This is a genomic window from Erythrobacter sp. JB1-4 (assembly GCF_057365025.1).
This window is the reverse complement of sequence record NZ_CP200292.1, coordinates 1,605,696-1,619,445: the sequence shown is the minus strand read 5'-3', so window position 1 is coordinate 1,619,445 and position 13,750 is coordinate 1,605,696. Positions and strand designations below refer to the sequence as shown.

The window sequence follows — 13,750 nt, the reverse complement described above, 5'->3', positions numbered from 1 at the left end:
AGCCCACGCGTCGAGAAAATGGTGCTGCTGGAGAGAATTGAACTCTCGGCCTCACCCTTACCAAGGGTGCGCTCTACCACTGAGCTACAGCAGCTAACCGAGGCGCGCCTATCGTCAGGCGCGGCGCGAATGTCAAGAACAGTGTGATGCGATTTGCAACTCGCCTCTTGAGCTTGGCGTGCTCTAGCGGCAGAGCGCTAAGGATGAGTGAAGATAAAGCATCGCAAATGACGCGCGAGGAACGCTTGGCTGCAAAACTGCGTGAAAATCTGCGCCGACGAAAATCACAGAGCAGGGAAATGCGCGATTCGGAAGGCGAAGACCTTCCCAAACACGGTAAGCCAAGCTAACCCGCGCAACTCTTTCCGCAAGCGTCTCACGACCCAGAAATCTCGGAGCAAAAATGCCCAAGCTAATTCTTGTCCGTCACGGCCAGAGCCAATGGAACCTTGAAAACCGTTTTACCGGTTGGTGGGACGTGGATCTTACTGAAAAAGGTGTGACCGAGGCAAAAGCTGCTGGCACGCTTATGAAGGATAAAGGCGTCTTACCTACCGCGTGTTTCACCTCGCTTCAGACACGCGCAATCAAGACGCTCAATTTGGCATTGGAAGAAGCCGGACGCCTTTGGCTTCCCGTGATCAAGGATTGGCGTTTGAACGAGCGTCACTATGGCGGATTAACAGGTCTGAATAAGCAAGAGACGCGCGATAAGCATGGGGATGAACAGGTCCACATCTGGCGCCGTAGCTTTGACACGCCTCCCCCGCCGATGGAGCCCAACAGCAAATATGATCCTGGTGCCGATCCGCGCTATGACGGGATCGACGTGCCCTACACCGAAAGCTTGAAGCTCACGATTGAGCGCGTGCTGCCCTATTGGGAAAGCGATATCCTTCCCGTGCTTTCAGGCGGTGAAACGGTGATTATTTCGGCGCACGGCAATTCATTGCGAGCCCTCGTTAAGCACCTGTCGCAAATCTCCGATGAGGACATCACCGGCCTTGAGATTCCCACCGGTCAGCCCATAGTTTACGATTTCGACGCAAACATGGTGCCGGGTGAGCGGTATTATCTGAAGGATTCCTAATGGGAAAAGTCGCAATCATCATGGGTAGCCAATCGGACTATCCGACGATGGAAAAGGCTGCAGAAGTGCTGGCTGAGTTGGACGTCGAGCACGACATCCGCATCGTCTCAGCCCACCGCACGCCAGACCGCATGTATGATTTTGCCAGGAGCGCAAGCGATGAAGGTTTTGATGTCATCATCGCAGGTGCTGGCGGAGCAGCTCACTTGCCCGGAATGGTCGCGGCGCTGACCCATCTCCCTGTCCTTGGCGTACCCGTGCAATCCAAAGCGCTCTCGGGCTGGGATAGCCTGCTTTCCATCGCGCAGATGCCGGGAGGTGTTCCCGTCGGTACTCTTGCGATTGGTGAGGCGGGCGCAAAGAACGCAGGCCTAATGGCAGCAAGCATTCTCGCTTTGCAGGATGAAGCTTTGTCGCAGCGGCTCAAGGACTGGCGAGCAGCGCGCACCGCCGATGTAACGGAGCGTCCGGTAGCCACATGAGTGCTCTTCCACCCGGATCGACAATCGGCATCCTTGGCGGCGGTCAATTGGGCCGCATGATGGCGCAGGCTGCCTCGCAGCTGGGTTACCGTACAATCGGTTATGCGCCTGCGGGCGACAACGTAGCGGCTGATGTGTGCGCGGATTTCTTCGAGAACGGTTGGGGCGACAAAGCAGCGCTCGCCGCTTTTGCATCCAAATGCGATGTCATCACCTGGGAATTCGAGAATGTCCCCGTGTCAGCGGTCGAAGCCATCCCGCAGGAACGCGTGGTGCCAGGAAAGCGCGCACTTGAAGTCGCTCAAGACCGTTTGAGTGAGAAGGCCTTTGTCGAGGAACTCGGCGGCAAATGCGCACCATATACGCGGGTGGATAGCGAAGACGACCTCGCGCGCGCTGCCAATTCGGTCGGCACGCCTGGTATCCTGAAAACTGCGCGGGACGGCTATGACGGTAAAGGCCAATGGCGTATCGCGTCGGCGCATGACGTGGAAGGCATACGCTTTCCTGGGCGCACGTGCATTTATGAAGGACTCGTGGACTTTGCCTCGGAGTTCTCCGTCATCCTCGTTCGCGCAAGTGACGGCACCATCCATTTTTGGGATCTCGTCAGCCAATGTCCACGAAGGCGGAATGCTGGTAGTATCGTCGCTTCCAGCAGGCGATATGATTAAGGCGCAAGTCGATGAAGCGCGTGAGATTGCGCGCAAAACGGCAAATGCTCTGGGGTATGTTGGCGTGCTAACGCTGGAGTTCTTTGCAACCAAACAAGGCCCTCTCTTTAACGAGATGGCCCCGCGCGTTCACAACTCAGGTCATTGGACAATCGAAGGCGCGGCAACCAGCCAATTTGAAAACCATATTCGCGCAATTGCAGGCTTGCCTTTGGGTGAGACGCAGACGCGTTTTGCTCAGATTGAAATGCGCAATATTGTGGGCGAAGACGCTCTTAGCGCGCATCACATTCTGGCCGAAAGCGGTGAGCCGCACCTGCATCTCTACGGCAAGCGCGAGGCGCGAGAGGGCCGCAAAATGGGGCACGTAACACGCGTCTCAAATGGGGCGTTGAACGCAGCCTCATGAACCATGAGATATTCCTGATCTATGCCAGAGCGGCCAATGGCACCATCGGTTTTGAGAACCGTCTGCCTTGGCACCTTCCAGCCGATTTCAAGCGCTTCAAAGCGATGACGATGGGCAAACCGATGATCATGGGGCGCAAGACTTTTGAGAGCCTTCCCGGTGTCCTTCCCGGCCGTCGCCATATCGTGCTTACCCGCCACGATGATTGGGCGAGCGAAGGTGCGGAGGTCGTGCACTCGGTCGATGAAGCCTTGGCTGCTGCACGCGAAGGCAATGACGCCGGCGAGATTGCAGTTGTTGGCGGCTCCGCCATTTACGATGTGTTTCGCCCTTTGGCAGACCGCGTGGAAGTCACCGAGATTCATGCCGAGTTTCAAGGCGATGTATTCATGAAACCGCTCGGGGAAGAATGGGTGGAAGTCAGCCGGGAGGACCACGAGGCGCAAGGCGATAGGCCCGCCTTCTCCTTCGTTACCTACAACAGAGCGAAAACCCCCAACTAATGCGCTGGCTCGATCATCGCTCACCCGTGACAAAGGCCCTTCGCGGAGCCGTAATCGCGCTTGGCAATTTCGACGGCTTTCACCGCGGGCACCAGGCCGTCGCGGGCGAGGCCATCAAATGGGCTCAGGAAGAGGGCCGCCCCTCCATCATCGCGACATTCGACCCGCACCCGGTGCGCCATTTCAAACCCGATGCCCCGCCATTTCGCCTGACCACGTTGGAGCAGCGCCATGAGCTTTACCTCGCAGCAGGCGCAACCGCGATGCTGGTGTTCCACTTCGACGCAGAGCTTGCCAGCACGAGCGCTGAAGACTTCATCACCGACATCCTGATCGAACGGTTCGGGGCTTATGGCGTGGTGACCGGCGGCGACTTTTCCTTCGGGCAGCGGGCGCTCGGGAATGTTGAGCTTTTGCGAGAGTTTGGCGGCGAGCATGGCCTCAAATCGCGCGTGGTTGAGGCAGTCGAAAGTGAGGGAGTTATCTCGTCCAGCCGAGTGCGAGAGGCATTGCGCGAAGGCGACCCGCAGCTGGCAGCCGAATTGCTCACCCGCCCCTTCGCGATCCGGGGCATTGTCGAGCACGGCGACAAGAACGGCCGCAAATTGGGCTATCCCACCGCGAACCTTGCAATCGACACTTATCTGCGCCCCAAATACGGCGTCTATGCGGTGACGGGTACGATACTTTCGACAGGGGAAATCCTCAAAGGCGCTGCCAATATCGGCATCCGCCCTCAGTTTGAGCCGCCCAAAGAGCTGCTCGAACCGTACTTTTTTGACTTCGCGCGCGACCTGTATGGTCAGGAAATCGAAGTCGAATTCCACCATTTCCTGCGCGGTGAGGCGAAGTTTAATAGCCTTGATGATTTGATGGTGCAGATGGAAAAAGACTGCAACCGGGCAAGGGAACTGCTCGGGTGAGGCGTTTGCTCCACGGCTTTGTCCTGGTTCTAGCTGTCGCCTTCCTCATCCTCACATTCGTCAACGCAAGCTGGCTTGCCGAAAAGCCTAAGGGCTCACCCAAGCTCATCGCCCACCGGGGCCTTTATCAGCTTTATGACCGCCAGGGGCTGGAGCGCGATACCTGCACCGCCGACCGGATCTATGAACCCTATCACGGCTATCTTGAGAACACGCTGCACAGTGTCGGGCGCTCATTCAAAATGGGCGCACATATGGTGGAGGTCGACGTGGCTCCCACAAAGGATGGCGAAGTTGTCGTATGGCACGATTGGACGCTCGACTGCCGCACTGAAGGATCTGGGCCGGTGCGCGAGGCAACGCTCGCCGAGCTGAAGGCGCTTGATATTGGCTATGGCTACACATCTGATGGGGGCGAGACATTCCCGTTTCGCGGTGGCGGATTCGTAGGCGCTATACCGACCTTTGAAGAGCTTGGAGCTGGGTTGCCACCGAACGCTCGCTTGATGATTAACTTCAAGTCCAAGGACCCATCGGAAGCCGATCTTATCGCTGCAAAGTTTGCTGCTATAGGCCGCGACCCTGCGGAAGCAGGCGATGCGTTCTATGGCCACGAGGGCCCAATTGGCCGGATCCGCGAGCTTTTCCCCAAGGCGTGGAGTTGGAACACGCAAAACGCAAAACAATGCTCTCAAGATTACGTACTTTATGGATGGACCGGCGTCCTGCCACAAAGCTGCCGGGGTGAAACTCTACTGGTCCCGCTCAATTACCAATGGGCTTTTTGGGGCTGGCCCAACCGGCTGATTGCCCGGATGGAGGAATATGGCGGCCGTGTGATCGTTATCGGCCCTGTTCGAGACAACTTGCCGCGCGGCCTCACACTGCCCGAACAGATCACCGAAATTCCCAACAGTTTCAACGGCTACATTTGGGTTGAAGACGCCTTTACCATCGCCCCCGCCCTTCACCCCAGCCTCGACAACCGCAGCTTTGAAGAGGTCGAAGCAAGCAAAGCGGCACTGGAAGAACGAAGAGCGCGCCAATGAGGCTTCCCCCGCGCGCCGCAATGCACTAACGCGCTTCGCCTATGTCTGACGATAAGCCACAACGCGACTATAAGGACACCGTCTTCCTACCGAAGACTGCGTTCCCGATGAAAGCCGGCCTTCCACAGAAGGAACCGGGCATTGAGGCGCGCTGGCGCGAGATTGATCTGTACCGCAAACTTCGCGAAGCCCGTGCTGGGCGCGAGAAGTTCATCCTCCACGATGGGCCTCCCTATGCCAACGGCGATATGCATATCGGCCATGCGCTGAACCATATCCTCAAAGACATGGTCTGCCGCACGCAGAACCTGATGGGCAAAGACGCGCCCTATGTGCCCGGCTGGGATTGCCATGGCCTTCCGATCGAGTGGAAGGTCGAGGAGCAATATCGCAAGAAGAAGAAAAACAAGGATGAGGTTCCCGCGAAGGAATTCCGCGCCGAGTGCCGCGCCTATGCGCAGAAATGGGTCGACACCCAGCGCGAGCAGCTCAAGCGCCTTGGTATCTTGGGCGATTGGGACAATCCCTATCTCACCATGGATTTTCAGGCCGAGGCGACGATTGTTGCCGAGCTTTGCAAATTTGCGGAAAGCGGCAATCTCTATCGCGGGTCAAAGCCGGTGATGTGGTCGCCGGTTGAGAAGACCGCGCTGGCTGAGGCTGAGGTTGAGTATGAGGACCTGACCGATAGCCCGCAGATCGATGTGGCGTTTGAGATCATCGAGAGCCCGATTGAGGAGCTCGTCGGCGCGCATGCGGTGATCTGGACGACAACGCCTTGGACGATCCCGGTGAATCAGGCTTTGGCATATGGGGCGGATGTTGAGTATGTACTTGTCCGCTTTGAGGACAAGTTCGATACGCCAGTCATGGTCAAGCGCTTGCGCGACCAGGCTTACATTGTTGCCGCAGACTTGCTGCCTTCGGTGACAGGCAGAATTGAGCGCGAACTGGCGAGCCTCGATCTTCCAGCGAAGTTCGAGGGTCTTGAGGTGGAGACACTTCGTTCAGGGATCAAAGGCTCAGACCTAGCGGGAACCAAAGCCCGCCACCCGATGCACCATCTCGGCGGGTTCTACGCCGCCCCGCGCCCGTTCCTCGAAGGCGATTTTGTCACTACCGAGAGCGGGACCGGCCTTGTCCATATGGCCCCTGACCATGGTGAGGACGATTTTGACCTGTGCAAGGCGAACGGTCTCAATCCGCAATTCGCGGTGATGGACGATGGCCGTTATCGCGACGATTGGTTGTGGTTGGGCGCTGATGACAAAGACGCAGACGGCAAAGAGCGCCGCCGCAGCGTCATCAACAAGCCGTTCAACTCGCCCGAAGGCCCAATCTGTTCGGATCTTCGCGAAGTGGGCGCTTTGCTGAGTGCTAGTGCCGATTACGCGCACTCCTACCCGCACTCATGGCGCTCCAAAGCCAAGGTCATCTACCGCTGCACGCCGCAATGGTTTGTGCCGATGGATAAGGACCTTGAGCCCGCACCCGGTGCCAAGCCTTCCGCGCTCCACGAAATGAGCCTTGAGGATATTGAGGCAGCGGCGCAAGACGGCGCGGCCCTTCGACAGGCTCAGGGCGAACGGGATACTTTGCGAACCCGCGCCATGTCGGAAATCGACCGGGTCGAGTTCATCCCTGAAAAGGGCCAGAACCGCCTCGGCTCCATGGTCGAAGGACGGCCCGACTGGGTGCTCTCACGCCAACGCGCTTGGGGCGTGCCGATCACGCTGTTTGTGCGCCCCGATGGATCGTACCTGCAAGACCCTGAGGTCAACACGCGCATTGTTGCAGCGGTTGCCGAAGCAGGCGTGGATGCTTGGGAAGAAGCCCGTAAGGCCGAATTCCTCGGAGAGGCGCACAACCCCGACGATTTCGAGATGGTCACCGACATCCTCGATGTCTGGTTCGACAGTGGCTGCACACACGCCTTTGTGCTCGAATCAGGGCGTTGGCCGGACCTACAATGGCCCGCCAACCTCTATCTCGAAGGGTCCGACCAACACCGCGGATGGTTCCAAAGCTCGCTCTTGCAAAGTTGCTCCACCCGCGGTCGTGCGCCTTACGATCAAGTGCTTACCCACGGCTTCACCATGGATGCCAAGGGCAAGAAAATGTCGAAATCGCTCGGCAATACGGTCAGCCCGCTCAAAGTCATGGAGCAGACCGGCGCGGATATCATCCGGCTTTGGGCGCTCAGTGTCGATTTCACCGAAGATCACCGCATCGGCGATGAAATCCTCAAAGGCGTGGGCGACCAATACCGCCGGCTGCGCAACACCTTTCGCTATCTTCTCGGCGCGCTTGATGGCTTTGTCGGCGATATGGGTGATGGGGGCGAAATTCCAGAGCTCGAACTCTACGTCCTATCGCTTCTGGGGGAGCTTGACGCAAAGCTGAAGAAGGCTGCGACCGAGTACGACTTTAACACCTACACGCGCCTGCTTGTTGACTTCTGCAACGAAGATTTGAGCGCCTTCTTCTTCGATATTCGCAAGGACACGCTTTATTGCGACGGCGATGATAGCACGGCGCGCAATGCGTATCGCACGGTGCTGGACCTCTTGTTCCATGCGCTGGTCCGCTATGCTGCGCCGGTGCTCGTCTTTACGTCCGAAGAAGTCTGGCAAACCCGCTATCCCGAAGATGGCGAACAAGAGGGAAGCGTTCACCTCCTCGAATGGCCAAGTGTGCCGCAAGTCCCGGCTGACCGCGAAAAGTGGACCAAGCTTCGTGCTCTTCGTGAGCGCGTGACAGAGGCCATCGAACCGCTGCGCCGTGAAAAAGTCATCCGCTCCAGCAATGAGGCGACCGTCACCGTGCCCGCTTCCGCCGTTCCTGAGGGCGTCACCGACGAACAGCTTGCTGAATTGTTCATCACCGGGACAGTGACCAGAGGCCAAAGCGATGAGGTGACAGTTACCAAATCCACCGACCACAAATGCGGCCGCTGCTGGCGCTTGCTTCCGGATGTTGCGGAAGATGGCGCGCTGTGTGGGCGTTGTACGGAGGTTGTTGGTGAGTAACCTGTTCACCCGTAACCGCCTGATCGGGCTTGGCTTTGCCGTGTTTGTCGCTGCGATTGATCAGTTGGTGAAGTGGTATGTCACCGGGCCTTTAGACCTGCGTAATGTGCGCAATATCGAGCTCGTGCCCTTTTTCGACCTTACCTATGTCGAGAATCGCGGAATATCGCTGGGCATGCTGCAAGCGACCAATATGGAGATGCGCTGGCTCCTCGTTGGTATGACCGCCCTGATCGGGCTAGTCGTCCTTATCTGGATGATGCGCGAGAAGATCCTGGGCGATATCCTTGGCCTTTCGCTCATTTTAGGCGGCGCGATTGGCAATATCTACGACCGCTATGTGTTCGGCTATGTCATCGACTATGCCGACCTACATATCGGCACATTTCGGCCCTTCCTTATTTTCAATATCGCCGATGCGGCTATCACCATTGGCGTTGTGATCATCCTTGCGCGCAGCCTGTTTGTGCGCGAAAAGGATGATGAGACGGACAAAGAAACTGTCCAAGCGGAGAATTCCTGATGCGTAACGTTAAAACCGCCATTCTTCTTTTGTCAGGCAGCGCCATGCTTGCCGCTTGCGGAGGCAGCGGGATTTTCAACCGTGACCGGCCCGATGAGTTCGCCGTGCAGCGTCAAGCACCGCTTGTAATCCCACCAGATTTTACGCTGACACCGCCAGCGCCAGGCGCACCTCGCGCCGCTGAAGGAACGGCGCAAGAGCAAGCGCTTGATGCATTGTTCGGCGGGCCAGCGCCCCGAAGCAATGTCGAAACCAGTGCGCTCGACCGAGCTGGAGCCGCCGCGCCTAGCATCCGCTCGCGGATCGGCGATGAGGGCACCAACACTGTTGCAAAAGGCCGTGTGACCCGCGACATTATCGCAGCGCCCGAAGGCGACGGTCAAAACGCCAGCACGGTAATTCCTGGGTAGTTTTTGTTTTTCGAGGACGCATCCGCGCCCTCGTCCTCGGTGCTTTTCCCTAAGGCTTCGCTCCGGGGCACCTGCGGATGGCCGGTCGGCCTTGCGGTTTCTAACGAAACCGTGCTCCGCGACTTCACTACGATGTAGAGCCAGAACGACGCCGAAGGCGTCGCAAGCCCGACCGGGCGCCCGCAGCGGGTCCGCAGCGCAACGAAGGACATCTAGCGAGGACCCGCGCCCGGATGGGCGTGGGAAAATCTAAGACACTTACTCTTCGACCTTCCGCACCAAGATCTTATCAATCCGGCGGTTGTCCATCTCAGTAACGGTGAATTCCCAGCCTTGGTCAGTGAATTTCTCACCAGGCACCGGAAGCCGCTTCAAGACATAAAGCGCATAGCCAGCCGCCGTGCCAAACTCGCGGTCATCGCCGTAAGTCAGCCCCAAACGGTCTGCGAGCCCATTGGCTGAGAGTGTTCCCGAAACAAGCAGCGAACCATCCGAGCATTCGATCACCTCAGGGGTATCACCCTCGTCCTGATCGCTCACAAAATTGCCCGCAATCGCAGTGAGCAAATCCACCGGGGTCACGATCCCCTCAAAGTGACCATACTCATCGTGGACCAGCGCCATCGCGATCTCCGCTGATTGCAGCACCCGCAGCGCGTCCATCGCATCAAGTTGATCCGGCACGACCTCCGCCTTGTGCATGATCTTGCGCACTGCAACAGTTTCACCTGCGACCATTCGGCCTAGCAGCTCGCGCGCTTTGACCACACCAAGGATGCTATCAGGAGAGCCTTCCGCCACCGGCAACATGGAATGCGGGCTCGCTTCAAGCGTCTGCTTTATCAACGCATCATCCGCATCCGCGTCGAGCCAATCAAGCTCGGTGCGCGGCGTCATCATCTCGCGTATGGGTCGTTCTGCCAGCCGCACAACGCCAGTAAGGATCTGGTGTTGGTCTTGCTCAATCACGCCGGAGCGCGTCGCATCGGCGAAAATCATCTGGAGCTCTTCGGCCGTGACTGAGCTTTGTCCCTTCGAGCGAATGCCGAAAAGACGGATGATCCCAGCGGACGAGCGATCGAGCAGCCACACAAGCGGGGCTGCAATGCTGGCCAAAATCGCCATGGGCCGCGCCATCACCACAGCGATGCGAGGAGCTGCACGCAGGGCCAATTGTTTGGGCACCAGTTCGCCTACAACAACGCTGAAATAGGTTGTGAGAGCGATCACAGTCACAAAGGCGACATCGCCCGACATATCCTCTGGCACACCAAGAACCGCGAGCCGCTCACCGACAGGCGCCTCGAGGCTCGCACCTGAGTACGCGCCTGTGATAATCGCAATCAGGGTGATCCCAATCTGCACGGTCGAGAGAAATTTGCCCGGATCTGCGGCAAGACCAATAGCGATACGTGCACCTGACGAGCCTTGTTCCGCCTTAGCCTTAAGCCGGCTGGTCTTGGCAGAAACAATGGCAAGCTCGGACATGGCAAAGACGCCATTGAGCACAATCAGCCCAAAGATAATGAAGAGTTCGGTCCAGGGAAAAGGTGTCACGTTGTCTGCGCTAGCATAAAATACAGACTTTGCCAGACAGCTCTTAAGATCGACGAGGCAACTGCGAGTGTTCAGACATCCGCAATGCGATTGGAACCATCAGGTAACCGGCGTGTAGCTGGTTTGTAAAAACAAGAAACTCACGATTGGCGCTAACTCATTGCACATGTATGCACGCGCCCACGACCACTAATGGAGGACGGTATGAAACTATCAAAGATTATGCTTTCAAGCACTGCGGCTATTGCCCTGTTGGGGACAAGCGCTTGTGTAACCGATCCGAACACCGGTGAGCAGAAAGTGTCCCGCACCGGCATTGGCGCGGTCGCAGGCGGGATCCTTGGCACGGTTCTTGGCGGTGTTATTGGCGGCGATACCGCCCGCATCATTGGCGCAGGGATTGGCGGCTCCGCAGGCGCTGTGATCGGCAAGCAATTCGACGACCAAATCCGCGAGCTTGATGAAACGCTCGAGGGAACGGGCGTTGATGTGGAAGAAGTCGGCGATCAGGACGCAATCCTTGTGCGCCTACCCGATGGCGTGACCTTTGCGCGCGGCTCTGCGGACATCAACCCGGGCTTTTATTCATCGCTCGATTCAATTTCGCAAAGCTTGATCCAATATCCAAACAGCCTGATCGACGTATACGGCTTTACCGACACTACGGGCTCTGATGCGCTCAACCAGCGCCTGTCGGAAGAACGTGCGCAGGCTGTCGCAACCTATCTTACAGCGAGAGGCGTTGCGCGCAGTCGTTTGGCAACACGCGGCTATGGTGAAAGTTACGACTTCCTTCGTATCAAAACCGCTGATGGCGTTGATGAGCCTCTGAACCGCCGAGTTGAAATCAAAATTATCCCGATCAGCCAGGACCAAGTCCAAGAAGCGCGGACTCAATAATGACGCAGGAGGGCTCTGCAATGGCAGGGCCCTTCTTTTTTACCTGTTGGTTTTGAGCGCATCAGCCCGCCCAGAAATACGGGCGACTGCTTCTGAGTGGATCGCTGGAGCGCTTACCAAAACCCCAAAATCGCGCGGATCACGTTTATTGTAGGCGAGCGGCTTACCAAAGGCATCGGTTACCCTTGCCCCTGCCTCCCGGGCTATCAGTGCCGCAGCGGCGACATCCCATTCAAAGCCCCAACGCAATGTCGCGACCAAATCGGCGTGATCATTTGCCACCATCGCAATTCTCAGAGCGATAGAGTTGGGCTTGTCGACAGCGACAAGATCAGAATCAGCGCTTGGCAATTGATCGACGGGCACCCGCGCGCCTGTGAACTGAGCTCGCGCGCTTGCCTTGAGTTCATCGCCATTAAGGGTCGCGCCGCGTCCGGCGACCGAAAACCATTCTTCCTCGCGAGCAGGGGCTGAAAGCATACCGACCAACGGTTTGCCAGCGCTGACCAATGCAACTGATACTGCCCATCCCGCTCTCCCACGAACAAAATCGCGTGTCCCATCGATCGGATCGACAAGCCAGATGAGGTCTTGGCCAAGGCGCGATGGATCGTCAGTGGATTCTTCCGAAAGCCAAGCTGCCGCAGGCAAAAGCCGTCCCAATTCGCGTTGCAGGAATTTATCAACCGCCAGGTCTGCCTCGCTTACAGGATTTCCTGGGCTCTTCTCCCACGAATCGAGCGTATGACCGGCTCCGGGCCAGCGTGCAAAAGCCATGCGCCCCGCTTCGCGCACAATCTCTTGAAACTGGTTTTGATCGATCATGGCGCGTGTTTATTCCTTGCATCTCTCGTGTGCGACCTTTGGAGACTTTTCAAGGGGCGCAATCCGTGCTTAGGCCACCGGCAAACAGTTTTATCACGGGATCAACACCAAAGGGATCATCCTCTCATGAACGTCCATGAATATCAGGCCAAAGAACTGCTTAAAGAACACGGGATTGCTATTCCCGCTGGCCATGCTGCACTGACAGTCGAAGAAGCAGTCGAAGGCGCAAAGAAGCTGCCCGGCCCGCTTTACGTTGTGAAAGCGCAAATCCACGCAGGCGGCCGCGGTAAAGGCAAATTCAAAGAGCTACCCGAAGATGCAAAAGGCGGCGTGCGCCTCGCATTCTCGCTTGATGAAGTGGAAAGCCACGCAAAAGAAATGCTCGGCAACACTCTGGTGACGATCCAAACCGGTGCAGAGGGCAAGCAGGTTAATCGCCTCTATGTGACCGACGGGGTCGACATTGAGAGCGAATACTACCTCGCGATGCTGGTGGACCGCGCGACGGGCCGCGTTGCTATGGTGGCCTCGACCGAAGGCGGCATGGACATCGAAGACGTCGCTCACGAGACGCCTGAGAAGATCACCACGATCACTATCGATCCAGCACAAGGCTTTATGGCCCACCACGCACGCAGCGTCGCGTTTGCGCTGGGCCTCACTGGTGACCTCAACAAGCAGTGTCAGAAACTTGCCAAGCAGCTTTATGCAGCGTTCACCGCAAGCGATTGCGACATGCTTGAGATCAACCCGCTGGTTGAGACCGAGAAAGACGCAGACGGCAACGCTTCGCTCCTCGTGCTCGACACAAAGATGAGCTTCGATTCAAATGCTCTCTATCGCCACCCAGCGATCGAAGAGATGCGCGACGAAACCGAAGAAGATCCAGCCGAAGTTGAAGCGTCAGAATATGACCTTGCCTACATCAAGCTTGATGGAAATATCGGCTGCATGGTGAACGGCGCTGGCCTTGCCATGGCGACGATGGATATCATCAAGCTGAACGGCGCGTTCCCGGCCAACTTCCTCGACGTAGGCGGCGGCGCAACCACTGAGAAAGTGACAGCGGCGTTCAAGATCATCCTTAAAGACCCTGCGGTCGAAGGCATTCTCGTCAACATCTTTGGCGGCATTATGAAATGCGACATCATCGCCAACGGCGTTGTGCAGGCGGCCAAGGACGTGAACCTTCAGGTTCCGCTGGTCGTGCGTCTTGAAGGCACCAATGTGGAAGCCGGTAAGGAAATCCTTGCCAACTCCGGTCTTGCCATTGTGCCTGCTGATGATCTTGGCGATGCAGCTAAGAAAATCGTCGCTGAGGTGAAAAAGGCGGCGTAAGCCTCCAAATCCGACACGATACTAAATGGGCGGGC

At 57.4% G+C, this 13,750-nt stretch carries 13 protein-coding genes, 1 tRNA gene and 1 pseudogene; 12 read left to right on the top strand and 3 right to left on the bottom strand.

Going from position 1 to position 13,750, the window contains the following annotated elements; translation table 11 throughout:
- Positions 1 to 19 precede the first annotated feature (19 nt).
- Positions 20 to 94 (bottom strand) — tRNA-Thr (locus AC0V61_RS07460).
- A gap of 109 nt (positions 95 to 203) precedes the next feature.
- Here AC0V61_RS07460 and AC0V61_RS07455 point away from each other — a divergent pair.
- The 10 genes and pseudogenes from AC0V61_RS07455 to AC0V61_RS07410 all read left to right on the top strand — a co-directional run bounded on the left by AC0V61_RS07455 (position 204) and on the right by AC0V61_RS07410 (position 9,092).
- On the top strand, positions 204 to 350 hold the full coding sequence (locus AC0V61_RS07455) for a hypothetical protein (RefSeq protein ID WP_486156622.1): 147 nt from the start codon (positions 204 to 206) through the stop codon (positions 348 to 350).
- Positions 351 to 403: 53 nt separating this feature from the next.
- On the top strand, positions 404 to 1,090 hold the full coding sequence (gene gpmA / locus AC0V61_RS07450; protein ID WP_486156621.1) for a 2,3-diphosphoglycerate-dependent phosphoglycerate mutase: 687 nt from the start codon (positions 404 to 406) through the stop codon (positions 1,088 to 1,090).
- On the top strand, positions 1,090 to 1,572 hold the full coding sequence (purE, locus tag AC0V61_RS07445; protein ID WP_486156620.1) for a 5-(carboxyamino)imidazole ribonucleotide mutase: 483 nt from the start codon (positions 1,090 to 1,092) through the stop codon (positions 1,570 to 1,572). Before gpmA ends, purE begins: the two co-directional genes overlap by 1 nt.
- Positions 1,569 to 2,655: pseudogene (locus AC0V61_RS07440) on the top strand (5-(carboxyamino)imidazole ribonucleotide synthase). The gene purE and the pseudogene AC0V61_RS07440 overlap by 4 nt, the downstream one beginning before the upstream one ends.
- Positions 2,652 to 3,158 carry a dihydrofolate reductase gene (locus tag AC0V61_RS07435; RefSeq protein ID WP_486156619.1) on the top strand — a complete coding sequence of 169 codons (507 nt, stop codon included), beginning with the start codon at positions 2,652 to 2,654 and terminating at the stop codon, positions 3,156 to 3,158. The pseudogene AC0V61_RS07440 and the gene AC0V61_RS07435 overlap by 4 nt, the downstream one beginning before the upstream one ends.
- Positions 3,158 to 4,081: a bifunctional riboflavin kinase/FAD synthetase gene (locus AC0V61_RS07430; protein WP_486156618.1), complete on the top strand. Its 924-nt coding sequence runs from the start codon at positions 3,158 to 3,160 to the stop codon at positions 4,079 to 4,081. The genes AC0V61_RS07435 and AC0V61_RS07430 overlap by 1 nt, the downstream gene beginning before the upstream one ends.
- The gene (locus AC0V61_RS07425; RefSeq protein ID WP_486156617.1) at positions 4,078 to 5,130 is read left to right on the top strand and encodes a glycerophosphodiester phosphodiesterase family protein; all 1,053 of its coding nucleotides are present in this window, start codon (positions 4,078 to 4,080) and stop codon (positions 5,128 to 5,130) included. Before AC0V61_RS07430 ends, AC0V61_RS07425 begins: the two co-directional genes overlap by 4 nt.
- 41 nt (positions 5,131 to 5,171) lie before the next feature.
- On the top strand, positions 5,172 to 8,159 hold the full coding sequence (gene ileS, locus AC0V61_RS07420) for an isoleucine--tRNA ligase (protein ID WP_486156616.1): 2,988 nt from the start codon (positions 5,172 to 5,174) through the stop codon (positions 8,157 to 8,159).
- Positions 8,152 to 8,682: a signal peptidase II gene (gene lspA / locus AC0V61_RS07415; RefSeq protein ID WP_486156615.1), complete on the top strand. Its 531-nt coding sequence runs from the start codon at positions 8,152 to 8,154 to the stop codon at positions 8,680 to 8,682. The genes ileS and lspA overlap by 8 nt, the downstream gene beginning before the upstream one ends.
- On the top strand, positions 8,682 to 9,092 hold the full coding sequence (locus tag AC0V61_RS07410) for a DUF3035 domain-containing protein (protein ID WP_486156614.1): 411 nt from the start codon (positions 8,682 to 8,684) through the stop codon (positions 9,090 to 9,092). Before lspA ends, AC0V61_RS07410 begins: the two co-directional genes overlap by 1 nt.
- 258 nt (positions 9,093 to 9,350) lie before the next feature.
- On the opposite strand, the gene AC0V61_RS07405 is transcribed toward AC0V61_RS07410, so the two are convergent.
- Positions 9,351 to 10,649, bottom strand: a complete 1,299-nt coding sequence (locus tag AC0V61_RS07405) for a hemolysin family protein (protein ID WP_486156613.1) — start codon at positions 10,647 to 10,649, stop codon at positions 9,351 to 9,353.
- Between the two features lie 204 nt (positions 10,650 to 10,853).
- On the opposite strand from AC0V61_RS07405, the gene AC0V61_RS07400 reads away from it, so the two are divergent.
- Entirely contained in the window at positions 10,854 to 11,549 is a 696-nt protein-coding gene (locus AC0V61_RS07400) for a YiaD family glycine zipper/OmpA-like lipoprotein (protein WP_486156612.1), read from the top strand.
- A 39-nt stretch (positions 11,550 to 11,588) separates the two neighbouring features.
- Here AC0V61_RS07400 and AC0V61_RS07395 read toward each other — a convergent pair whose 3' ends face one another.
- Entirely contained in the window at positions 11,589 to 12,374 is a 786-nt protein-coding gene (locus AC0V61_RS07395) for a 3'(2'),5'-bisphosphate nucleotidase CysQ (RefSeq protein WP_486156611.1), read from the bottom strand.
- A gap of 126 nt (positions 12,375 to 12,500) precedes the next feature.
- Between AC0V61_RS07395 and sucC the strand changes: the two genes are divergently transcribed.
- Positions 12,501 to 13,715 (top strand): ADP-forming succinate--CoA ligase subunit beta, encoded by a 1,215-nt coding sequence (gene sucC / locus AC0V61_RS07390; RefSeq protein WP_486156610.1) that lies wholly within the window; start codon positions 12,501 to 12,503, stop codon positions 13,713 to 13,715.
- The last annotated feature ends 35 nt before the right edge of the window (positions 13,716 to 13,750 follow it).